The organism is Chryseobacterium sp. 'Rf worker isolate 10', from assembly GCF_050753305.1.
GTDB lineage: Bacteria > Bacteroidota > Bacteroidia > Flavobacteriales > Weeksellaceae > Chryseobacterium.
Genome location: NZ_JBOZOF010000001.1, coordinates 1,437,053 through 1,460,840, shown reverse-complemented (window position 1 = coordinate 1,460,840; position 23,788 = coordinate 1,437,053). Strand labels below are relative to the sequence as shown.

22 protein-coding genes are annotated in these 23,788 nt (G+C 34.0%); 6 read left to right on the top strand and 16 right to left on the bottom strand.

From position 1 onward, the window contains the following. Positions 1 to 73: 73 nt before the first annotated feature. Positions 74 to 487, bottom strand: coding sequence for a helix-turn-helix transcriptional regulator (locus LKL37_RS06510; RefSeq protein WP_431609762.1), 414 nt, complete (start codon positions 485 to 487; stop codon positions 74 to 76). 150 nt (positions 488 to 637) lie between these two features. On the opposite strand from LKL37_RS06510, the gene LKL37_RS06505 reads away from it, so the two are divergent. From LKL37_RS06505 to LKL37_RS06495, 3 genes are all read left to right on the top strand, one after another. Further along, positions 638 to 871 carry a SymE family type I addiction module toxin gene (locus LKL37_RS06505; RefSeq protein WP_431609761.1) on the top strand — a complete coding sequence of 78 codons (234 nt, stop codon included), beginning with the start codon at positions 638 to 640 and terminating at the stop codon, positions 869 to 871. Between the two features lie 151 nt (positions 872 to 1,022). Further along, a complete protein-coding gene (locus LKL37_RS06500) occupies positions 1,023 to 2,120 on the top strand; it encodes a DUF6973 domain-containing protein (RefSeq protein WP_431609760.1) in 1,098 nt (365 codons plus the stop codon). Continuing rightward, positions 2,120 to 2,683 carry a hypothetical protein gene (locus LKL37_RS06495; RefSeq protein WP_431609759.1) on the top strand — a complete coding sequence of 188 codons (564 nt, stop codon included), beginning with the start codon at positions 2,120 to 2,122 and terminating at the stop codon, positions 2,681 to 2,683. Before LKL37_RS06500 ends, LKL37_RS06495 begins: the two co-directional genes overlap by 1 nt. A gap of 207 nt (positions 2,684 to 2,890) precedes the next feature. On the opposite strand, the gene LKL37_RS06490 is transcribed toward LKL37_RS06495, so the two are convergent. After that, the gene (locus tag LKL37_RS06490) at positions 2,891 to 3,655 is read right to left on the bottom strand and encodes an O-methyltransferase (protein ID WP_431609758.1); all 765 of its coding nucleotides are present in this window, start codon (positions 3,653 to 3,655) and stop codon (positions 2,891 to 2,893) included. 824 nt (positions 3,656 to 4,479) lie between these two features. Here LKL37_RS06490 and LKL37_RS06485 point away from each other — a divergent pair. Continuing rightward, complete coding sequence (locus LKL37_RS06485) at positions 4,480 to 5,262, top strand: YdcF family protein (RefSeq protein ID WP_431609757.1); 783 nt, start codon at positions 4,480 to 4,482, stop codon at positions 5,260 to 5,262. 70 nt (positions 5,263 to 5,332) lie between these two features. Here the strand turns inward: LKL37_RS06485 and LKL37_RS06480 are convergent, their stop codons facing one another. From LKL37_RS06480 to LKL37_RS06445, 8 genes are all read right to left on the bottom strand, one after another. Further along, entirely contained in the window at positions 5,333 to 6,208 is an 876-nt protein-coding gene (locus LKL37_RS06480; protein ID WP_431609756.1) for a YDG/SRA domain-containing protein, read from the bottom strand. A gap of 98 nt (positions 6,209 to 6,306) precedes the next feature. After that, positions 6,307 to 7,176 carry a DMT family transporter gene (locus tag LKL37_RS06475; RefSeq protein WP_431609755.1) on the bottom strand — a complete coding sequence of 290 codons (870 nt, stop codon included), beginning with the start codon at positions 7,174 to 7,176 and terminating at the stop codon, positions 6,307 to 6,309. Positions 7,177 to 7,373: 197 nt separating this feature from the next. Beyond that, entirely contained in the window at positions 7,374 to 7,769 is a 396-nt protein-coding gene (locus tag LKL37_RS06470) for a VOC family protein (protein WP_431609754.1), read from the bottom strand. An 889-nt stretch (positions 7,770 to 8,658) separates the two neighbouring features. Further along, positions 8,659 to 9,612, bottom strand: coding sequence for a DUF6624 domain-containing protein (locus tag LKL37_RS06465; RefSeq protein WP_431609753.1), 954 nt, complete (start codon positions 9,610 to 9,612; stop codon positions 8,659 to 8,661). 141 nt (positions 9,613 to 9,753) lie between these two features. Next, positions 9,754 to 10,992: a hypothetical protein gene (locus LKL37_RS06460; protein ID WP_431609752.1), complete on the bottom strand. Its 1,239-nt coding sequence runs from the start codon at positions 10,990 to 10,992 to the stop codon at positions 9,754 to 9,756. A 48-nt stretch (positions 10,993 to 11,040) separates the two neighbouring features. Next, a complete protein-coding gene (locus LKL37_RS06455) occupies positions 11,041 to 11,916 on the bottom strand; it encodes a phosphotransferase (protein WP_431609751.1) in 876 nt (291 codons plus the stop codon). A 328-nt stretch (positions 11,917 to 12,244) separates the two neighbouring features. Then, on the bottom strand, positions 12,245 to 12,952 hold the full coding sequence (locus tag LKL37_RS06450; RefSeq protein WP_431609750.1) for a hypothetical protein: 708 nt from the start codon (positions 12,950 to 12,952) through the stop codon (positions 12,245 to 12,247). A gap of 160 nt (positions 12,953 to 13,112) precedes the next feature. Then, positions 13,113 to 14,606, bottom strand: a complete 1,494-nt coding sequence (locus LKL37_RS06445; protein WP_431609749.1) for a BspA family leucine-rich repeat surface protein — start codon at positions 14,604 to 14,606, stop codon at positions 13,113 to 13,115. A 252-nt stretch (positions 14,607 to 14,858) separates the two neighbouring features. On the opposite strand from LKL37_RS06445, the gene LKL37_RS06440 reads away from it, so the two are divergent. Continuing rightward, positions 14,859 to 15,563 carry a hypothetical protein gene (locus tag LKL37_RS06440; protein ID WP_431609748.1) on the top strand — a complete coding sequence of 235 codons (705 nt, stop codon included), beginning with the start codon at positions 14,859 to 14,861 and terminating at the stop codon, positions 15,561 to 15,563. 65 nt (positions 15,564 to 15,628) lie between these two features. Here LKL37_RS06440 and LKL37_RS06435 read toward each other — a convergent pair whose 3' ends face one another. Next, positions 15,629 to 18,013 (bottom strand): TonB-dependent receptor, encoded by a 2,385-nt coding sequence (locus LKL37_RS06435; RefSeq protein ID WP_431609747.1) that lies wholly within the window; start codon positions 18,011 to 18,013, stop codon positions 15,629 to 15,631. Between the two features lie 204 nt (positions 18,014 to 18,217). Then, the gene (locus tag LKL37_RS06430; RefSeq protein WP_431609746.1) at positions 18,218 to 18,502 is read right to left on the bottom strand and encodes a bacteriocin-like protein; all 285 of its coding nucleotides are present in this window, start codon (positions 18,500 to 18,502) and stop codon (positions 18,218 to 18,220) included. 449 nt (positions 18,503 to 18,951) lie between these two features. Here LKL37_RS06430 and LKL37_RS06425 point away from each other — a divergent pair, with 449 nt between their 5' ends. Continuing rightward, positions 18,952 to 19,740, top strand: coding sequence for an XRE family transcriptional regulator (locus LKL37_RS06425; RefSeq protein ID WP_431609745.1), 789 nt, complete (start codon positions 18,952 to 18,954; stop codon positions 19,738 to 19,740). Positions 19,741 to 19,825: 85 nt separating this feature from the next. Here LKL37_RS06425 and LKL37_RS06420 read toward each other — a convergent pair whose 3' ends face one another. The 4 genes from LKL37_RS06420 to LKL37_RS06405 are packed head-to-tail and all read right to left on the bottom strand — an operon-like array spanning position 19,826 to position 23,769. Then, positions 19,826 to 20,950, bottom strand: coding sequence for an ABC transporter permease (locus LKL37_RS06420; protein WP_431609744.1), 1,125 nt, complete (start codon positions 20,948 to 20,950; stop codon positions 19,826 to 19,828). Beyond that, entirely contained in the window at positions 20,947 to 22,053 is a 1,107-nt protein-coding gene (locus LKL37_RS06415) for an ABC transporter permease (protein ID WP_431609743.1), read from the bottom strand. Before LKL37_RS06415 ends, LKL37_RS06420 begins: the two co-directional genes overlap by 4 nt. Positions 22,054 to 22,106: 53 nt before the next feature. Then, positions 22,107 to 22,850 (bottom strand): ABC transporter ATP-binding protein, encoded by a 744-nt coding sequence (locus LKL37_RS06410; RefSeq protein ID WP_431609742.1) that lies wholly within the window; start codon positions 22,848 to 22,850, stop codon positions 22,107 to 22,109. After that, entirely contained in the window at positions 22,840 to 23,769 is a 930-nt protein-coding gene (locus tag LKL37_RS06405) for an ABC transporter ATP-binding protein (protein WP_431609741.1), read from the bottom strand. Before LKL37_RS06405 ends, LKL37_RS06410 begins: the two co-directional genes overlap by 11 nt. Positions 23,770 to 23,788 lie beyond the last annotated feature (19 nt).

Below are 23,788 nucleotides of genomic sequence, written 5' to 3'. Positions count from 1 at the left end.
TTCAAAATAAAAAAGAAAATTGGTGATAAAAAATCGTTTTGTAGGTATGATGTATTTGAAGTTTCCAACCTTTTTATTGTTCCTTCTCAATCAACCTCTCCAACTTGTCAATCATTTCCTTCTGCTGCTGAAGCATACGCTCATAAAGCTCAACCATCTTATCAAGAGGATTGAAAGTGAAAGTAGGTTGAACATTCACACCATTTGAGTGGTCATGTGTATTGAAGGTATTAGAAATAATATTCACCGCCTGTTCCTCATCAAAATTCTCAATCGCTTCTGCAGGAACTTTCAGAATTTGAGCTACCTGCGCCAGAATATCAGATTCTACTGTTTCTTTTTGCTCTAAAAGGGAGATTTTCTTTTGGTTCCAGTCATCGCCCAATTCAAAAGCCAATGCTTCCTGTTTGATCCCCAGCATTTCGCGGAAACGCTTTATATTTCTACCCTGATGTATTTTCTTATTTTGCATATCTGTGTAACTCATAATAACAAATATAAAGCTTTAGAACAAAAAAATAAAGCTCTGTTTTAAAATAAATACTATTCTAAAATATCTCTCTTTCAGAATAAATTATCCTTTCCTCAACTGGCATATCCTCCTGATTATGTTTTCATTTGTTGAAAAATAACAAATATGAAAAGAAAAATAAGAATGAACCGCAGCAAATATAATGAACTGCGCAATCGTAACCTTACGGTTTCCCTCAAATCGTTTTCAAGAGCGTATGGCAAAATAGTGTACTTCCCGGAAATAAGAATAGCAGGGAAGTGGGTAGAGCAATGCGGCTTTCAGGCAGGAGAAAAAATACTGGTTACCGTATGCAGAAACCAGATTATCCTGGAAAGAGAAGTGGATTATGGGGGATAAATATTTAGCAAATATAAAATAGTGAAAAAGAGCAATGTAATTGCATTTCCTCCTGTATTACTGAATTAGGAGGTAGATAAATTTCTCTATATCGAGAATAATTTTTTATATTTGAAAAATTAATTATAATATTTAAAAAGTGAAGCACAAATTGAGAAAGTGTATTTACGTCCTATTTCTAATAATAGGACTTTCTTCTTGTAGGGAAGAGGAGACAGCATTAGAAAGTAAAAAGCAAGAAAAAACATTTAGACTTTTTAATAAAGAAAGTTATAAACAATCCAAAATATCTAAAGAAAACTCTTTTTTAAGCAAATCTTATGCTTTAGATTTTTTACAAGCTTATTACTCTTATGATCTAAAAAATGGGACAAACTACACAGGACTTAATATAAAATCATCAATTTCAAATTCATACATTAATTTCATAGTACATTCTCAAATAATTGAAGATAAAGAAGGGAATTTATATATGTATTTTCCGGTAATGAAGAATGAAAAAGTTTCTGATATTTATTTCTCTTCTATTAACAAAGAAAATACTATTCTAGGATTATATAAGCTAAAAAATACTATCCCCGAATATAATGATATATTTTCAGCATTTGAGATAGCATTTAATCGTTCTAATAGGAACATGTTTTCTAGAGGTCAAGGAGTTACAGATATTGAGGAAGTTGTAATTACAGGTCCTTCAAACCCTTCAGATGATATGGGGATAATAGGTCCGGGACAATGCGAAATGTATGGGCAATGTAATAATAGCGGAGGTGGAAATGGTTCTTCTGGAGGCTCTGGCGGAGGCGGAGGAACTGGAGGAACGACTGCAACAGCTGGAGCGGCGGACGGAATACTTGAAATTCCTTCAGCGAGAGAATTAGCATGGCTATTAATAAATACATCTGCAGCTGAAAGAGATAAAATGAGGGATAATGTAAAAAAAGCCAATCTTTATGCAAATACTCAGCCAGGGTTCCATAATGGTCTTGGTGATGCTTTAAGACATTCTCTATGGTCTGCTTTAGATGCTGCCGATTTAGGATTGAATAAAGCCAAAGAATTTCATACATTGCATGAAACGGCAAATCCGGCTTCCGACGGTTCAAATGCTATGGATTTACACAATAATCAATGGGGATTTAATTGGTATTCACAGAATGGTAACCCGGATAATAATATAGATAAGTTTCTTTATGATTTTTTCGCAGCAGTCAATAGCGGACAGATTCAAACTCAACCTAATCAATAATGAGAAATAACGTCAGTACCAGATCCATATTTTTTGTATTACTATTCTTTCTATTTTCCTGTAAAGGACAAAATAATCCGGAATGTTTAATAAAACTTAAAGAAAAACTGTCTCCAAAAGTAAATGCTGAAAATAAAATTGGAGAAGTGATTAATTTAAAAGAAGATACTCAATGTTTTGATTGGGATTCTTTACTTATTATGATGCCAATTTCTTTAAATGAGGAAGCGGAAAAAGAGTTAGGAATGAAATTACCTATAGGTGATGATTTTACCTGGGAGTCTGATAATACCTCAATGTTTTTATTTGTTAAGAATAAAAAAGTTGTTTATTCTATGCTTCAAAAGGCCACTGTAGACAGAGAAACTTATGATGCAGCTCAATCAATAAAAGCTTATTATTTTCTTAATTTACTTAACTCCTATGGAAAAGGAAAGTACTATGTTATCATTCCAAAAGAGAAGGCTGTATTTGAAACTTATCCTATGGTATATCATGATAAGAATGGTAAAGAAATGAGCAACCCTAAGTTTGGCCTTGGTGTAAAAATTAAAGGAAACTAGAATAGTAAATGAAAATAGACTTCAATTTCTAAAAAGAATAATAAAAAAATCCTGGATTAATGATCCGGGATTTTTTTCTATTTCCTTAATTCAAATATTTTATTAGAATTTTAAGCGCAAAGTTTTAGAGGAAGGCTTTTATATTTTTAGGGAGCTAAGATTGGCAAGTGAACTTGCCTGAGGAAGCGCGATATGGATAGTTTTTCTTTATTGTTTTATAAAAACTCCGATGTATTTTCCGCTGTATCTTACTACAGAAGTCTTAATCTTTTTCTTATTACAAAAATCCTGATACGCAGAATTGTCACCAATATCATCACTGATAAATACTGCTCCGGGTTTCAATCTTTTATAAATTTGATGATAAGCCCACATTCTTCCGTAGTAACTTTTGTCAGAATCATAGTGGAAAACATCAAAAGAGGATACTTTTTTAAAAATTTTAGGCAGAGATTCTCTGTCTGCAAAACGGAATAACTTCCAAAACTTTTTAAGGTTTTCAGGAACAACATATCCTACATAACGGTCACCATCCTGAGCAAGATAAGGCATATCTGAGCTATATAGCGTGCCATTTCTTTTTTTAAGGGAAAGCAGTATGGCTAAAGAAGACCATCCGTAAGCTACACCAGTTTCAAGAACGTTTTGTGCTTTGGTGAATTCGCATGCATAGTAAATAAGCTCCAGTGCGCCGGGACCACCCATTGTAATAGGGCATTCTTTTTCTTTTAAGTTTGCTTTTTCCAGAGTATCAGCATATATTTCTCTGAAATGATCTGTATCCATTGAGAAAAGTCTGGAAACAGCCTCTTTTTGAGATACCGCTATGGATGCAGCCCAGGAATTTGTTTTTGCCTTTCCTTTAAACGGGCTTCTTCTGTTGATCGTATTTTTAATGATTTTTCTGCCCAGTTCAGGATAAAGAGCAGGTCTTTTAAGATAAGCTACAAATGTTTTAAGAACTGTTGACATGTGATTGATTGTATTAAAGTTACAAGACAAATGTATTTTATTAAAAACCATATTGCATTGAGATAACATTAATTTTGAAATCAAATTTGTTTATAATTTTTTAATGATATAAACGGTAATTAGTCAACAATAAATTGTATTTTCTGATGTAAATGTAAAATTTTAAAAGTATGATTTGATTTTTTTAATGAGTTAATGATAAGCACGCAAACTTGCCTGATGGAGCGGATGGTAGTCTCTTGCAGATTTAGGAGATTGCGCAGATTTTTTTGGATATGATAATCTGCGATATCTGTTTGATCAGCAATAGATTATTTTTTGAACCATTAAGGAGGACTTAAGGTTTTAAGTAAAGTTAAGATTCAAATCAATTTGAGTGAAGCGTTCTGCTTTTTGAATATCTCTAGATATTTAATTAATATTCTTAACAGCTTAATCTTTTCTTAATAGTTCAAATTTTCATTACAGAAATACCTGTTTTTCAATTGTTTAATGTTGTAGTTGTTTCTTTATATGTAAGGACGAGTTTTTGTTTTTTTCTTTACAAAAATGTCTGTCCAAAAATATATGGAGTACGGTTATAAAAACGGCGATTCTTTTCTGCTTTTTCATTTGGGTAGGTATTGTTTTTTATTAACACACTAAAGAGTGTGCTGTTTATTGATTGCAAATGTATACAATAATTGTATAAACAGAAAGATAAATCAGGCTAAATTATTTTAAATAATTGTTAATTGTCTATTGCCGTCAAAAGCTGTACTCAGGAAATTCCTTTATCTTTGTGGTCTCGATGTTTTCTATACATTAATCCATATTATTTGAAGATGAAATTTTTACTAGACCTTTTATTCCGTGTTTTCCAGCTTTTTACAGAACCTTATTTTTTAGTATTTCTTGCGATAGTTATGATAACCTTATTAAAAAGAAAAAATAAGCGCAAAAACCTTAGGATAGGAATTGGTGTATTGACCGTTTTAATGATCATTTTTATTGGAAACGGCTTTCTGGGTAAACTAACTTCCGAATATTTGCAGAAAAGCTATGTGAATACTTCTAATACTAAGAATATGACTGCTCAGAAACCTGTCATTGTAGTGTTAGGTGGAGGAGTTGTAGATTTCGACAATACAGAGAAACTGCATACCATGTCTTATTCAAGAATTGTTACAGCTTATCAATTGTATAATGAATACAAGAAAAATAATCTACCCTGTAAGATATTAATTTCCGGAAAGGGAAGAGGACACAAAAGCGAAGCAGAATTGTTCAGTGAAAATTTTAAGAAAATGGGCGTGTCGGATGCTGATATCATCAAAGAAGATAAAAGCATGAATACTTATGAAAATGCAAAATATTCCAGCAAGATACTAAAGCAGATGACCCCTTCCAGTGTATATCTGGTAACTTCCGGGTTTCATATGAAGCGATCTGTTTCTCTGTTTCAGACATTTGGATTGAATCCTGTTCCACAGGCCTCAGATTTTATAGATACTGAAATAACGCTGTTTCCGAACAGCTATAATGCCGCATTTACATTTGTGATGCTGAAAGAGGTTCTGGGAATATGGCAGGTACAGCTGTATAACAGTTTGGGAATGAATGGATAGTTTTAAAAAAATAGTTATGCAAGATTAAATGAAAATGCCTCTCAAGATATTATTTTTTGAGAGGCATTTTTTATTCAAAACCGTGTGCCTGACGGTGATATTTTAGATTTGAAAGGCTCAATTTATGATTATCATGAATTAATAGATCGCCTGATAGATTGCCAATTAATTGTAAATTATTAGTAATTGAAAACATTCCTTTATCAAACATAACATGATGATTGGGACAAAGACAAATAAGGTTATCAGGATTATCATCACCATTATGAGGTTTTCCTAATGGTTTGATGTGGGCGCCTTCGGCATAATGACCTAGTTTGGTTGGAATAGAAGTCTGACAGACTTGGCATTTGAAATCATATAATTTTTTTATCTGCCATGCTATTTTTGTATCTCGTACAATCCTTAGAACTGTACTTTCTATTCTTTTTTTAGCCCTATTTGAATAATCTAATTCAATTTGCTGAATAGTCTTTTTTAATTGATTATTACCCGAATATTCTAAACGAAATCTGCAGATTTTAAAACCACTTTTACCAATTTCTTGCCAAGCATCAACAACGCTATATAATCCAGAGTAAGTATAACCTTTTGGAGGCGAAAGTTCAGACTCATGTGTTGATCCACGAATAACTCTTACAAGTAATCCTTGATCCATACTTATTAGAAGCCCGGCATTTCCTTTTTCCCATACTTGATCAGTTACCTGTTTTCCTGTATTGCCATCATTACCGCCTGATCCTGTATAAATGATTTCTTCTCCAAAATCTAAATCATCTTCGTATCCTCCTGAAAGAACGATAGCAGCAGTGCCTTCTTTTGCATTTCCGTCAATTCCTGCTGCCCAATTTCTATGAAAGCTTGTTGGCATCATTTCTTTTCTATTATCAAAATGAAAACCTTCTTCAATACCTTCAATCTCACCAAATATAATAGGTCTACTCACAGTTATTTTTGTTTGACTGCAAATATAGGATTTTGATTAAAAAAATAACTGTGAGTAGGCTATTTTTAGTATATTTTATTTATTAGGGTCCGGAATTTCTAATTTTTTTTCTTCAAAGAAATTACTGTCTGTAAAACCACAGATGAAATAATAAATACCAATCCTATATAAAAAGCAAGATTGACCTCTTTACTTTCTCCAAAAAATAAAAAGGCCATAATAATAGCATACACAGGTTCCAGATTGTAGGTTAAATTAACTGTAAAGGCAGAAATTTTCTTCAAAACTTCTGCAAACATCACATATAAGCCAACTGTACAAAAAAGTGATAAAATGCCCAAATAAGCAGTGTTTTTCAAGTCAGGGACTATGCTATCTGACTGGAAATAGAGGAGGTATAAGGGCAAAAATGCTCCCCAGCATAAAGTACCGGCAATCATCTGATAATAGTTGATCAATTTCGTGTCGAAATGGTCTACCAAACGCTTGTTATAAATAGTATAAAGAGCACCGAATGCTGATGAAAATACACCCAAAATAATTCCTAATTGATAAGAAGTATCAAAATGAAATATTAAACTAATTCCCAAAATTGTAAGCATACTAAGAAGTAATTCTGAAAGCTTGAATTTCTCCTTATCAATTACAGGCTTGAATACTGCTGTGAAAAAGCTTGTCAGGCAGTAACATACCACACCAATAGATATATTGGCATATTTTATACTGGCATAAAATAGCAGCCAGTGTAACGTAAGCAGCAATCCGGCTTTTGAAATCTTAATTTTTTCCCGAAAAGGAATATCTGTTGGAATTCTTAAGAGTTTTAAAATAAAGAATAGAATAATGGAGGAGAAGAGGAGTCTGTACCAGACTAATAAGCCTTCATTAAGAGTGATCAGTTTTCCGAATACACCTGTAAATCCGGCCAATATCACGGCCAGATGTAATAATAAATATGATTTTTTCATTAGAGAATGAACTGTAAAGTTTTGAATTAATATTTTTTTAGAATGAGAAGCATAAAGACTTTGGCCGTTAATGAGTTAACGACATGAGTAAGCTTCCAATTAAATTGAAAATATTAAGGTGCCGGAGGAGGCAGACAGTTCGCGCGGTTCATATGTATCTGTTGAATGTCAAATATAGGGAAAAATAGGTTATAAGTCTACATAAAAAAGACATTAAACTTGTGTCCATCCGGATCTGCAAACACAAAACCATAATAGTTTTCTCCAAAGCTTTCAGGCGCTGAAACAATGGTTCCTCCTGCATTTTTTACTTCTTCGGCCCAATCATCTACCTGATTTTTACTTTCCGCAGAAAGAGTGAATATAATTTCGTTAGAAGTTTGAGGATCTCCAAATTTCATACTTTTCAGGTTGTTTTCTATGACGTTTTTTAAGAAAAAATGGACAATTAATTCATTTCCTGCCATAAAAAAACTTACCAATTCATTAGAACTGTGTGGGTTGTTGGGCTTGAATCCCAGTTCTGTATAGAATTTTTCTGTGCGTTCAAGGTTGGCTACGGCCAGATTGGCCCAGATCATTTTAGGTTTCATATTATTTTATTTTTTGGTTAGAGTAAAGGTATTGTGTTTTATGATGATAAAAGCTGTCATGTGGCAAGATTTTGTATTTTTAGGAGCTAAGAGAAAATTTTTACTATTATTCTATTTAACATAATATAAGCGAAAATGAATGAGCGAATTGTAAAGAGAATCAAAAAGTTAGGAGGGTTTTGCTGAAAACTGGCAGAGCATCAGATTCGGTCATTATCTATATGACAAAGACTGGGATGACTATGGAATTGATCAATATTATGAGAACAATAAAAGTTTATATCATGATGAGCAGGAAAATTTTTATAAAAATTTACTGGAACATTATTTTTCTGACCATGAACTGCCGTACGGATAATATTTTTTCAGAGATTGGTTTTTCAGACCGTTTAAGGAAGGTACAGACGATTACGAGGAACTTGAAGGACTTGTAGAAGAATATGATGTAAAAAAAATCGTAGAAGGCAAAGAGATGGATTTCCTGATCAGAACAATCCAACAGTGTACAGTACAGATCATGAAGTTTATTTTCAGGAAATCGGTAATAAAGGAAATTTAGAAAAGTTTCTTGAGCGGCTTAACAAAAGAAGAGTTCTTAGAAACCGTTACAGCGTATTTGGCTGGAAAATTTGGGAAATAAAGCATTCTGAGGGCAGTTAATACTCTATTTTGGTACTATAATAAAATCCTATAATTTATATTATGTTAAATTGTATATTGTTTTGGTTTCACAGATTCACATAACATGTTCGATTTCATTATTTTACACTCTCTATTATTACATCAAATTTTTCAAGTAATAATAAACTCAATCCCAGGTTATGCTCAATAACTTCTAGATTTAGAAGCGGCGGATTAAGGAAGCCTTAAACCCGCCGTTTTTGTAATTCTATTTATTTAATTTTTCTAATTCAGGTAATTCTCTTTTATACTTTTCAACGTCCCAAATCAAACTCCAATTTTTAACATAATCAGAGATTGGTCCTAAGCCAACTTCTGTTCTTCTTTTATCTACATTGTCTGGATCAATTAAAGGTAAAACATAGTAGGTTTTATTATTTTGATTGATTCCTATTTGACTTCCGTATATTTGTTTTCTACCTTCTCGAATTTCTATTCTGTCAATTAACAAAGCTAAAGAACCTGAACTTGCATTTCCTTTTGCTACAGCTTCTTTCATCATGGGTAAATATTTTTTTTGCGTTTCCAAATCTGAATGTTGAATGACAAGAAATATTGCACTGTTGGCTTGTGCACCTACTTTGTCTTTACCCACCCAACCTTTTTCATCTAATATTTTTTTTACTTTTAATAAGTTAATAGAGTCTTTCTGCATTGCTATTTTCCAAAGGTCATTCATTTCTTTAGACTCTGAACCGAAATTTTTTTGAGTTTCATTCATTTGCTTTCTATATTTTTGGTCTTCTTCAAGAATTGCCAATAATTCAGTCTGCAATGGTTTGTCATAATTTGCTTCTATTAGCTCTAATTTTTTTTCTAATCTTTCAATTGTTTTCCCCCATTCTTTTTTTGAATGTAAATTTTCTAAATCAGTATCAGAATTTAAGTGCTTTAGATTTGTCCAACCATTTTCTATTGATAAGTTCAGCCATTTAAAAGCTTTTTTTGTATTTCCTGCTAAAGAAGATGCGCATGCACCATTATATAAGTGACTTGGATTTTTACTTTCAATTTTAAAAGCTTGATCATATAAATCAGTAGACATTTTATAGTCTTTTGTTTCATATAATTTATTAGCTTCACTTATTAATTTTGAATATTCTTGGGCATTAACGCTTGTGAATAAAAATAATAATAACAAAACATAAATATTGTTTCTCATTTTTTCTGTATTTAATGGTTAAATTTTAGATGTTTTTAGGTTATGTTTTTAAAATGTCTCTTAACTTTCAAATTTACGCATTGCGTCAATCTTATTTATATAACTTTCTTAAAGCCATTGTGTTACTTCATGTAAGGTCTCTTACTTGTTGAATGGGTATTCATTAATCCAATGAAAACTCCTCTTGTTTAAAGGATAATCTTCCTTTTTCTTTCTTACTGTTTTTATTTTTACAGAATCACTACCCTTATTTCCCGTAAAAATGATGCTATCTTTTTGAGCATTGTAATGCAGGTAAGCATATAGGTCTTGTTGATCTATTTTACGAAGCATAAGTATTTTTTTTTCAGTATCTAAAACACTCTGAAACGCTTTAGTACTGTCATTATTAAGAATAACAGTTGTCCGGCCTGGAGAACTGATCAATAGTTTTTTCCAGCCAATAGAATCGTTGGATGGTATTTCCTGATTGTTTATTATAAATTTATCAACAATATAGGCACCCTCCATTGGGACAACTGGAGGTTTATAGAACAGTGCTGATGACGAGCTCAATACGAAAAAAACTACTACGAGCCACTTAAGTCCAGTAACTGTAATCCTCTTCCACTTTTTGTCTGATGTTCTTTTTTGAAAGCGTAATTGTGATGGCTGATGCAAGATAAAAAAACGATATAAAGCAACTGCATCACCGCTGACAATAAAAAGACAAAACAAAACAATATGACTGGAAAATATTTTTACCGGCACATCATAAAAAAAATTCAACAGAGCCACATTGATCATCACTGTCATGGAAAAAAGAGCACCAAAAGTTTTGGTTCTTCTGAAAAGAAGCAAAAGTCCACCAACAACTTCCAACAATCCGGAAACAAATGTATAACCACTGGAAGCTCCCATCATAGTCCATACCATACCCATTGGCGACATATCTCCAACTCTTTCTTCCAGCCTGCCAATTGAGTTAGCAGGAAACTGTCCGTCGTGCAGTTTCGCAAAACCGTACGAAAGCATTATCATAGCTACATAATAACGTGCTACTACTACTGTAAACCAATGAAGATCTTTAAAGGTCCGCTGTTTTTTATCTGCAAGAAGTATAATGAGTGCAGCCATTAGAGCTAAGCCAATATTTACAATCACTACCCAATAATCTAATGTAGTATCGCCGCTGCCAGTCATCTTAATATGTTCTACCTGCGGCTGCTGAAAAACATTTTTACACAACCACAAGACTCCACTCTTATGTATTCCCTCTAAAGGTGAAAACTGGGAGGTAAAGATAAAAAGATAGATATAAGAAATAACATACAAATGCAGGAAATGCAGTACAACGTTTTGCTTTCTTTGATTGGGAAAATTGATAGATTTTGTATCCATATTAACAATATTTATTTAAGGATAGGAAAGCCGGTAAGTTTTCTTTCGTTAGTTTACCTCAATTTTATGATAAGCAATCCACCGCTTGAGATTTCCAACCATTCTTTTTAAATGATCTTCATTCAGGAAAATATTGGTCCAATATTCAAATCTGTCGCACTGAACACTTATATAATAGGTCATAATGGCTAAGCATGCGAAAGGTAAAAACTTTTTTTCTTCTTCATTGATTTTAGTTACGGTCTCATACCCTCTTATGAAGCTATTTGCTTTTTCCTTATACTCTTCTTCGTTCAAATGGGTTGTAAATAGCTGAAATAGAAAATAAGAAATATCAAAGCATAAATAACCGTTGCCACAAAAATCAAAGTCAAAAAATGTTACTTCTTTTTCATTGTCAATGTGCAGGTTATCAAACCAAACGTCGAGATGAACGGCTCCATATCTCATATTCTGATGGTCTATATTTTCCATTTTCAACGCTAAAAATTCAGAAAGGCTTTCTAAAAATTCTATTTCGCCGGTATTTTTACTATAGAACTCTTTTGTTCTTATAACAGGGTTCTTGAGCAGGTTTTGAGCATTGTAAGATATTCTCATCAGCTCGACATTTTCTGTGGATTGATGAACTTTTGCTAATGCCTGCCCAATCAGAAAGCTTGTTTTGGGTGAAAATTTTGCTGTTTTTATGCCTTTAGCAAACGAAAATAAAACGCCAAATCTTGTCCCTTCCGGAGCTTCAATTTCCTGAATGAATTTGTTTGATTTGTCAGCAATTGGAAAAGCAACCTGCCGGTCTGCTTCTTTTAGAAAATTTAGAAGTCTTAATTCTTCTTCAATTTCTAATTGAGTCCGCCAATGATGGGTGTAAACTCTAAAAACATATTTGTTTTCGCCATCATGAACAATATATAAATGGTTCATCGCAAGCCGAAATATGCTGCATTCCGTTTTATCAGTTAGTCCAAATTTTTCTTGAATAAGCTGACCAAGTCTATCAGGTGAAAGTGTACTGTTTATTGTCGGAAATTTCTCTGTCATTAATTCTCAGTTCATGGTTAGTTATAAAATCGATGCAATTTCGTTAACATTTTTTGATTTTACACCTATTAAATCTGTTTATATTAGAAATATTTCTTTATCCAACAATGATTTAATGTTAAAGTCTGTTTATTTGAAGTATACTTTGCCTGGTAAACCAATCTTAAAATTAACAATCCCTTTCTGGATATGAAAGGGATTGTTAATTTTCTTAGTTATTATTGTTAATAATCGGAGCAAGTTCTTTTTTTAATTCCTCAAACTTTTCTTTGCTCATCATATCTATTTCCACCAGTTCTTTTGCTTCTTTTAATTTTGCAATCGCTTCATCTCTGGTCATTTTTCTATTTTTTAAAAGAATTTCACCAGACTCAATCCCTAGCTCCGTATCCATGACGCTTAAATATTTATTGATTCCAAAAGCTCTATCATTTATTTCTCCCAAAACCATAACTACATACAAAGGTTTACTTTTACTGCCTCTGTGATATGTTTTTATCTCTCTGACAATAACTTTAGTATTTTTTAAGCTGTTATCTGCCATATCCTGTGCTTCACCACCCATAGCAGACATAATACTTCCAAATCCAGCTGGTCTTCCCATCTGTATAAATTCATAAGTTTTTTTTGAAGTACTTCTTGATTGTGAAATACCCCCTCTTGCTTTATTTCCATAACTCCCTGAATAAGTTCTTGTATTCAGTTCTTCAGAGGTAGGAGATCCTAATATTAAAGTATCCCCCACTTTCACACTATTTTTACTCGTTGTTATATATTCCTTAACCGGAGCACCATTTTTAATAGTTTTAAAAAAATTAATATCCTGTGTATTTTCGTATGTCAATAAATCAATATTTTCTTGAGCTTGAATATTTGCTATCGATAAAAGAATAGTAAATAAAATAATTGCTTTTTTCATAAATGTTATTTTTTTTAATATTGGATTTCAATTTTTAGTCCCCAACAAATATAATACCATTTATATATCATAAATTATATATAAAATATGGAAAATTATAAAGCTCCAAAGTACAAGGACTTTGGAGCTAATTTTATAAAGCAGCCTTTCGACTGACCTATTATTTCTTGATTATTTTAGTGAAAATACTATTCCCTTTTAATAGATAACTTCCTGATGGATAGCCAGTAAGATCAATACTGTTTTTTCCTTTATTTAAAGTCATATTTTTAATGACTTTACCGGTGATATCATATAAATAAACGTTTTCGTTTTCAGTAGACTCCACAGTTATAACTCCTGTTGTTGGATTTGGATAAGCCGGAGTTTTTGGCTTTACCGAAGCCTCTGCTGTTGACAAAAAGCAACCGGAATTATAAGAATCTCCAATAATGTTAAACCCTTTGTTAACCAATTGAGCTCTTGCCATAATGGCTAGCGGTGTAGAATAAACTAACCCCGTTGCATCTATTGTTCCAGATGTTATGGTTGAGTTTGTCCATGTAGGATTATTATTCAGTGCAACCAGAAAATTACTGTAATTCGTACATGATAACCCTGAGTTTTTAAAGCCGAAAGATATTGAGCTCCATGCAAAGTTTTGAAGCTTGATGTTCCAGGTAGAAATATCCTGATTAAAAAGTGTAGCACCATTAAACATATTAAACCCTGCAAAATAATTGACCTTACTTACATCCCAGTTTCCAATGGGCTGATTGAATGATACCGCATTTTCAAACATATACTCAAAATCCGTTACTTTACTTGTATTCCAATTATTAAGCGGTTGGTTAAAGGCTGCAGCATTGGAAAATACATACCTGAAATTAGTGGCATTTTTTGTATTCCATGAATTTAATGGCTGATTAAAAGCTACAGCATCTTTGAACATTGCAGAGAAGTTGGTTCCAGCTGTTGTATTCCAGCCCGAAATATTTTGATTAAAGGCAGACGCATAAGAAAACATTCCACTAAAATCCGTTACATTCGCTGTATTCCAGGTTCCGATATTTTGATTAAAAAGCTTTGCTCTGCTAAACATGCTGTTCATATTTGTAATTGTGCTTGTATTCCAATTAGAAAATGAATTATTTCCAATCAAAGACGAACAATTAAAGAACATTTGAGATAGATTGTTTATTTGTGTCAGATTGGGAGTATCTGTAGCAGTTACGTTAAGATTTGGGCAGCCTGCAAATCCCGCATTAAATTGCTGAAGCCAGATAATATCTCCCCATTGGCTAATTTCGGTAAGCTTAGGATTTGCATTAGGATTGATAGAGTCTGTGCCGGCCCTGAATCCGTAAAATAACCCACTGCCATTTGAAACTTTTACTTTATAAGTGGCCTGGAGAGGATTTATATTTAAAGCGGTACCAAAAGAAATGGTAATTGGATTGTTACTGTTAGATGTCACAGAAGTCATAATTGCGCCATGCTGAGGAAAACCTACTTCTTCCCAGCTAATGGTATAACTTGTTCCGGTACCACCAAAAGTTATTGAATTATCAATGGTGCCAGTTGCGTTAGGTTTCCACAGAGTAATAAATTCATTCTGCGCATAGGAAATGAAAAATGAAAAGAGAAAAATGATTATTAGTTGTTTTTTACACATAATTTAAAAAGAGTTTTTTTTAAGGTTAAAATTTGGTTTACTAAGACAATAAATTTCCCGGGATTCTTATCTTATCTCTACTACAAAGATATAGGTGCACGGCGACAGAACTTGTCGTATTAAAAAGGTATTACTTCTTTTTTAAAGTTTTTTTTGGGTTATTTTTTATATAAATAAGCCTTGTAAAAACCACCCGAAATGGTGATTGTACTCTTTAGATTCTAAGGCTAATTTTGAGAGAAAATTATCATCATGGAAACCTTTACAACAATCAAAAACTTTCTGAAAAAAGAAAATGTACAAGCCATTCTGATCTGTTTGGTTCTTGGTGCTTTGGCATTTACTGTGCAAACAAAGTCTGTCTGCTTTATGAAAGAAGCATCTGTAAAAGTGTTGAAGCCTTTAGATTCGGCTGATTCAATTCAAAATCAAATAATTAACAGATCACTCGCCGGATCATCTGTTAAAATTTTAACTTTAAAGAACCAGTATCTGATGAGTGATCAGGTAAAAAAATATTACAGACAATTGGGAACAACGTATTATGTCAATTATTATTCATTTTCCATTTGTGCCATTGTATTTGTTACCCTGCTTACAGTTGCTGTTTTTCTTATGGTGAATAAAGGCTGGCAGAATTCAAGTCTTCTTCTTAAGACATTTTTATTGGCCAATATTATATTAGGATCTGTGTATTATTTTCTTCCTAATGTTTTGAGTAATAAGGATAATATAAATGCTAATATGCTTAAAATAAAAGAATTTCAAAAAATTCAGTCAGATATTATGAATATATCTGTCCGGGTAGATAAGCTGAATGAAAAAAAAATTGACAGTGCAATTCAAAATCATTTTAATAGGATTACAGCGAATATAGACTTTCCTACTGCTATTGATAACAGTAAGATTGATAGTAAATTTTCGAAGCTTCTGGAAACAGACAGTTATAATAAATAACCACGTTTATTGCATAAAAAAAATCTGCAGCTATCATTGGATAATAGCTGCAGAAATAAATTGATTTATATTGTGATTTTTATACCCGCTGAAATATTAATTCCAGGAAGCGGACTCAAAAATTTTAACTGAGAGTTCTGAAGTCTCGCTTCAGAATTCAGCAGATTATTTCCTATGATATAATATTCCAGGTCACCTATGCCTAAACTGTTGTCTTTATAAGCTAACCGGACATTCAGTAATGAAAATGCCGGCATAGGAAGCTCAGGATTAATATTTTTTCCTAAATATTTTTGTTTTAAATAATGGTCCAAACTTACATTAAGGCTGAAGTTCTGTATGTTTCCTTCCAGATTGAATCCAAAACGGCTTGTAGGCATATTGGGCATATAATCGCCATCACTCCATTTTCTTATGGAACTGTCGGCTACACTTATATTTCTCACCAAATCATAGTAACCGCCTATCTCCCACTTCCCTATTTTCCCCAGATCAGCTTTATAAGCGGCTTCTGCTTCAATTCCGTTGATTTCTGTATCATCAGAACGCCATTCTTTTACAAGGAAAATCTCTCTGGAAAGCCCTGTGTGAGCCAGATAAATATAATTTTTATAAAAAGTATGATACAGGTTGGCAGATACCCTAAAGTTTTGCAGATTGAAGCCTCCTCCTATTTCAACTGTATTTGCGGTTTCTTTGTCCAGCTTATCATCGCCATTTTCCTCTGTCAGAATAGCAAAATGATTGTTTCCTGAGTAGAGTTCATTCACTTCCGGTGCTCTTTCGGAATGATTGTATTGTATTTTCAGATAGGCTTTTTTGAAGATATTCCATTGTGCGGAACTATGGAATTGGTGAAGGGTAAAGTCCCTGTCACTGAGCTTTCCACCGGAAAGTCCGCGGCTTCTGACGTACTTGCTGTCTGCTTCTGCCCTGCGTTGTACATGATCATTTCTATATCCAAGATCCAGCTGAATGAAATCAAAATCAAGGTGCTGCATGGTAAAGATTCCGATTTCGCGGCTTATATTATTAGGTAAGTATCTCTGACCTCCGGTTCCTTCCATATCTCTGTATTGTACTTCAAGACCTGTGGTTCCTGTCAGGAATTTTAATTTCTGTTGCGAGATTTCCAGTCGTCCATTGTGCTGGTTTACGGCAAACTGATTGGCTCTGAAAGTATCAAGAAGTTCTGCATTTTTTGAGAATACTCCCATATAATTTAGCTTGATACTGGAAATTGGGAAATTTGTAAATCTATAACCCGCTTCAAGCATGGCTTTATGGGATAAACTTCTTATATTGATAGGAAGATATTCTATTTTTTGCTGTGGTTTTCCATGAGTATGTTTGGGGATTTTAGCAATTGCATATCCCGGAACTCCAAAATAGGAATAAGAATTCTGATAAGCTCCTCCAGCATAAAAGGATTTTCCGATATAGCTGGTCCCAACATAAAATGAGTTGCTTTCTGAATGGCTGTTTGGGATAACTCCGTCTTTTGTTTCTACATAATCCCTGATCCCGTTTACCTCACTTTTGTAGCGGTCTTTCGATGGATCCTGACCGGGAACGTACAGATCATTCTTTGGATTGGGATAATTTTTACCATCAGCCGGATTATAATAAGTGGGGCTAAAAGTATAAAGGTCATCTTCAGAAAGTTCATAATCTATCATATGATCTTTGGCAAACTGGCTGATGTAAGGAAAAAGACTTTTATTCAGAACTCGTCTGGAATCCACGTCTACCTGGCACAATAACTGCAAAATACTGTTGAAACCCATCAGATTGGGATCATAACATCTGCTATCCTTAGATTTTCCGGGAATTCTGACTATATCCTGCTTGTGATTGCTTCCTCCTACAGCCCATACCCAGTTTTTAGCGATAATCCCTCTGGCTGAAAATGCCTGTTTTTGTCCACTATTACTTCCTCCTTCAAGAAGTCCTGTTATATTTAACTTTTTATCGGGTAATTGCCTGGTAATATAGTTGGTTTCGATGTCAATAGCTCCTCCAATGGCTTTCCCACCATATAAAACGGACGCCGAATTTTTATAAACATTAATGCTTTGAACACTGTTCATTTCTATATCCGTATTAAAATCAGGACTTATTCCTGAAAGATCATTCACTGCAGTTCCATTTTCCAGTATTTTAACCCTGTTTCCACTCAGGCTTCGGATGACAGGTGCACCAGAGTTAGGACCGTAACCCGAATTTTGAATCCCGGGAATTTTACTCAGTGTCTCTCCTAATGTATTGGATTGAATAAAATCCAGCTTTTTTCTGGAAATATTTACAGAACTGTAATTGGCTTTTCCCTGTATTTCAACAGATTCTATGTCTTTTATTACTTTTTTTTCAGAATTAAGCTTCTGCGCCTTCAGAATGGATGAGGAATATATTAGTGTGCTTCCCATCAAAAAATAAACGGTCTTTTTCATGTGCATATACTTTAATGATCCGGCAAAGCTAGATAATTAAATCCACTAATGCAACATTGTTGCTTTATTGATTGTTTATAAAAAGACTTTAGAATGAATTTAAGTTTTTGAAAAACAATAATGTAATTTTGTTATTCTCAATGGAAAAATTAAAAAACCGCTCTGAAAAGAGCGGTTAAATTTTTTAATGTCAATGTTTACTTATTAGCAAGTAGAACCGCACTCAAGTAATTTGATGTGGATTACACCATTAACAACACATTGTGTCTGGCATAAAGCGTTAGTAACAACAGTGCTTACACCGCCTACTACTCCACCTACTGTAGAACCTACACCGCTAACAACACCGCCAACGATAGTTCCAACACCTCCTACTACACCACCAACTACACCTCCTAGTCCACCTAGAAGACCGCCGATTGGATCTAGTAATCCGTTACCTGAAATAGTTTTTAATTCGTTTCTGTCTAATTTTTTTAAGTTTTTCATAACTATAATTTTATATGATTATTACATCACGAATATATGAATAATAATATTACAATTGCAAATTATTTTTGATAAATTAATCATATATTTTTATTATTTAATATTTCATTAATATAAGTGTATTTTAATGAAAATATGATTTTCACTTATATGTGATTGATTTACTAAATGTTAAAAATAATAACTCAATTTGGGAAATTTAGAGTTATTATTTTTGTACTAAATTCTATTTATTGATGACTATTGTATAAACTATGCAAAACCTTCTATATTGGGTCAAAAACCAACTTTTAGTCTGATAAAATTGGTCACTGAGGCACTAAAACTTCCTCGTTTTGGTAGAAATAGAGATCATACCAATCAAATTTCCTGATATCTTATAGTAAAACCTGCCCTGGTAGGTTGATAACGCATTCAAATTTTGTATTTTTGCTGACATACTTTTATCAATGTCAACTTTTTCAAATAATATACGCTTTTTAAGAGCTAAAAGAAAGCTCTCCCAACAGAATGTGGCCGACGAACTGATGATTTCCAGGGTGCGCTATTCGAAATACGAAAACGGAATATCCGAGCCTCCTATCGAGCTGCTAGTAAAAATCGCCAAGTATTTTCATGTAAGCATTGATCTTATGCTGTCTGTGGATCTTGAGAAGCATCCGATGGATGAAATGTTAAAACTTCCGGACAACAGGATTGTTCTTCCAGTTGCAGTTGATACTCAGGGAAATGATACGATAGAAATTATCCCTCAGAAAGCTTCAATGGGATACCTGGAGGGTTATAGTGATATAGATTATATAGAGAGCCTTCAGCGTATTGCCCTTCCCTTCCTTACCAATGGGAAGTACAGAGCATTCCCTGCAGATGGAGATTCTATGCCGCCATTTAGAAATGGTTCTTATATTGTAGGAAAATATGTAGAGGGGATCAATGAATTGAAACAAGGGAAAACCTATGTTTTTGTGACCCTGAATGACGGAATTACCTACAAACGTTTTAAAGAAAGAAAAGAAAATGCAATTTCTGTAAGTGCGGACAATTCTTTTTATGAGCCTTATGATATTCCGTTTGAAGAAGTTGTGGAAATCTGGCAGTATGCTTCAGGAATTTTCCCGGAAGATTTTGAGCCGGGTGATTATGAAAGCTACAATTTTAAAGAAATGTTCCGTGAACTGAGACAGGACATCAGAGATCTTGATAAAAAGGTTTCAGGACGCCGCCGTAAACAGTCTTAACATTTAAATAGTGAGCAGGAATTAATATTCCTACTATGAAAATATATTTATAATGGGGTGAAATTTAAATTTCACCCCATTACATTTAATTGGTCTTTCTGTAATTATAGATGGCAAGACCGTTGAGCAAAACAGCAAAGCCAATCAGATAGAAAAATTCGGTTCGTACTTCATAAAAGCTGCTTCCTTTCAGTACAATGAGCCTTACTACTTTGATAAAATGGGTTACCGGCGTAAGGTTTGACATTTTTCGTGCCCAGTCTGGCATACTCTCCGTATTGGTAAAAAAACCGCTCATCAGCATGAATACCATCATAAAAAAGTAGGCAATAAACATGGCCTGCAGCTGTGTATCGGCAAAGGTAGATATCAGCAGTCCCAATCCCAGTAAAGCAATAAGATAAACGGCTGCAAAAACATACAGTGTGAGAAGGCTTCCTTCCGGAAAAATACCATAAATCACGTACATTACGATGAGCCCAATCGTAAAAACAGTCATTCCTACAATCCAGAATGGAATCAGCTTGCCTAAGATAAACTGCCATTTTTTTATAGGAGTTACGTTGATTTGTTCAATCGTTCCTATTTCTTTTTCTTTTACAATATTTAATGCTGTGATAAAGCCTCCGATCAGGGTAAGAAGTAATACTAATATACCCGGAACCATATAATATTTATATTCTGCTCTCGGATTGTACCAATTGGTCTCTTTAATAATGATTTTGGCAGGAGTATGATCTGGTTTTCTGAAAGATAATTTAATATTAACATCTAAACTGCTGTTAAAATCATTGATGACAGAGCGGAGATAACTTCCTCCCAGTGCTGATTTTGTTCCATTGATTGCATCTACAGAGAGATTTACCTTCTGACTTCCCTCACGAACAAGACTTCGTTCAAATCCGGGAGGAATTTCCAAAACAAGATCGGCATTTCCTTCTTCAATCATTTTTAATCCCTTTTTATAAGAATCAGGATTTCCGGCCAGTTTAAAGTAACCGGAAGAGGCAATCTTATGAAGCAATTTCTGGGAATAACTGCTGTGATCATGATCTACATAAGCAACATTAACATTTTTTACTTCAAAATTGGCGGCCAGTGGCATAATGATCAACTGTACAATAGGCATTACAAACATCATGGCAAGGATTGTTTTATCCCTGAATATCTGACGAAATTCCTTTCTCAATATGAATATCATTATTCTCATGACAGACGGATTTTAAATTTCTTGAGTGCAAGTGCCAGCAATCCTACCGACATAATCAGTAAAATAAGTGTCTCTTTCCATACGTATCTGAAACCAAGGCCTTTCAGCATGACTGCTTTTACAATATCATAATAATATCTGGAGGGAAGAATTCTGGATATCACCTGAAAAATGATGGGCATATTTTCTACCGGAAACATAAAACCGGTTAATAATAAGGTAGGGAGCATCATTCCCATCATGGAAATCAGCATAGCAGTCTGCTGGGAATTGGTAATATTCGATATTAATAAGCCTAATGAAAGGCAAGTGATAATAAATAATATGCTTTCCGCAAACAGCAAAACAAGACTTCCACGAATCTCCACATGTAATAAATAAACAGAAAGAAGGAGAATAATGATAAAGTTGACAAGAGAAAGAACCAGATAAGGAATCGCTTTTGCTACCAATACCATAACGGGCTTAAAAGGAGATACCAGTAATATTTCCATAGTTCCCAGTTCTTTTTCACGAACGACGGCCACAGATGTTAAGGCGGTACTTACAATCATAAAAATTAATGCAATGACACCCGGGATGAAATTGAGAGATCCGTTCTGCTCTTCATTATAAAGTTGTCTCATTTCGGGAATAATCTGATAGGAAGGTTTTATATTGGGATTGAGCTGCTGCTGGTAGTCTGCAATCATCGCATTGAGATAATTGGTAAGAATATTTGCTGTATTCGGGTCTGAAGCATCAGCAATAATCCTGATCTGCGCTCCGGAAGCAGTATAAAGGTCTGATCCGAAATTTACAGGAAATATAACCGCACATTTTATGTTTCCTTCCCTGAATTGTCTTTCAATATCCGGATACTTTAGCGATGGTTCCTGCATCCGGAAATAAGAGCTTGATCTTATTTTTGAAATAATTTGCTCAGACTGTATGTCATGCGAATTGTCCAAAACAGTAATCCCGATATTTTTGACCTCGCTGCTCAGAGCATACCCAAAAAGGATGATCTGAACAATGGGCATACCGAAAAGAATCAGCAGTGTTCTCCGGTCTCTGAATACATGATAGAATTCTTTTCTGATGAATACGAATAACTGTTTCATTTTTTACTCTTTTTTATGCAATCTCCTATCTGTTGAGATCTTTAGTCCTGTTTTTAATCTCCTGATCTTTTGGCTCCTCTGGCCAGTTCATAAAATACATCATCCATTGAATGGGTATTAAACTTTTTTTTAAGATTAGAAGGAGTATCCATAGCTTCTACTCTTCCATCTACCATGACAGAGATCCGATTGCAGTATTCTGCTTCATCCATATAGTGAGTCGTTACAAACACGGTAATTCCATCTGCTGCGGCCTGATAAATCATATCCCAGAACTGTCTCCTGGTAATAGGATCCACACCTCCCGTTGGCTCATCAAGAAATACAATTTTAGGTCTGTGAAAGACGGCTACAGAGAATGCCAGTTTTTGTTTCCATCCTAATGGCAGGGATCCTACCAGTTTTTTAGCTTCGTTTTCCAAACCTAATGTAGAAACCAGTTCAGTACTTCTTGTCTTTATATCTTTACGGGATACGCCATATACACCACCATAAAACTCAATATTTTCCAGAATGGTAAGGTTATCATACAGAGAGAATTTCTGGCTCATGTAGCCAATATTTTTTTTGATCTGTTCCTGTTGTTTATAAACATTAAATCCAGCTACTGATGCTGTTCCTGATGTAGGATATGATAATCCGCACAAGATTCGCATTGCAGTAGTTTTTCCCGCTCCGTTAGCACCAAGAAAACCAAATATTTCTCCCTGATCTACATCGAATGAAATAGCATCAACAGCTTTAAAGTCTCCAAACTGTTTGGTGAGATCTCTGCATATAATCGCTTTATTTTCCATGATTTACTTCTTTTTGTTCATGCATCAACCGGATAAAGCTGTCTTCAATAGTGGGTGTTATTTCCAAAATTTCCAAATGTTCGGGATGATATCTGCTGGCTATATCTATTACAGCTTGTAGTTTTCCATCTTCGTTTAATGTAAGGTGCAGGTATTCTCCAAATGCATAGCAGCTTTCAACATCTTTATCTGTACGAAGAGCTTCCAGAAGCGGGTAAATATTTTTACTCTTAACAGCAAAAAGTAATTTGGGAAAACTGTTGACAATATTTTCGGGTTGATCTACAGACATTATTTTTCCGTTCTGCATCAAAGCAATACGGTCACAAAGCCTTGCCTCATCCATATAAGGAGTTGATACCAGGATGGTAATATTCTGCTCTTTCAGCTTAGCCAGCATATCCCAGAATTCTTTTCTGGAAACAACATCCACTCCGGTTGTGGGTTCATCAAGGAATAATACCTCCGGTTTATGGATTAGAGCACAGCATAGTGCTAATTTTTGTTTCATTCCCCCCGAAAGCTTTCCCGCCCGCCGTTTGCTGAATGGTTTGATCTGCTCATAAATATCTTTGATCAGATTATAATTTTCTTCAATACTGGTTTCAAAAATAGCTGCAAAGAATTTCAGATTTTCATCAACGGTAAGATCCTGATAAAGGGAGAATTTCCCAGGCATATACCCTACTTTATTTCTGATGGTCTGATATTCTTTTACTACGTCATGGCCTTCCACTGCTGCCGATCCGCTGTCTGCCAGTAAAAGAGTCGTCAGAATCCGGAACAAGGATGTTTTTCCGGCTCCATCAGGTCCGATGAGGCCAAAAAGCTCTCCTTTCTTTACATCAAAAGAAACATCATCAACTGCTTTTACGCCGTTGTAGGTTTTGATTATATTTTTTACGGTAATGGAAAACATGTTCTGATGGATGTTATTT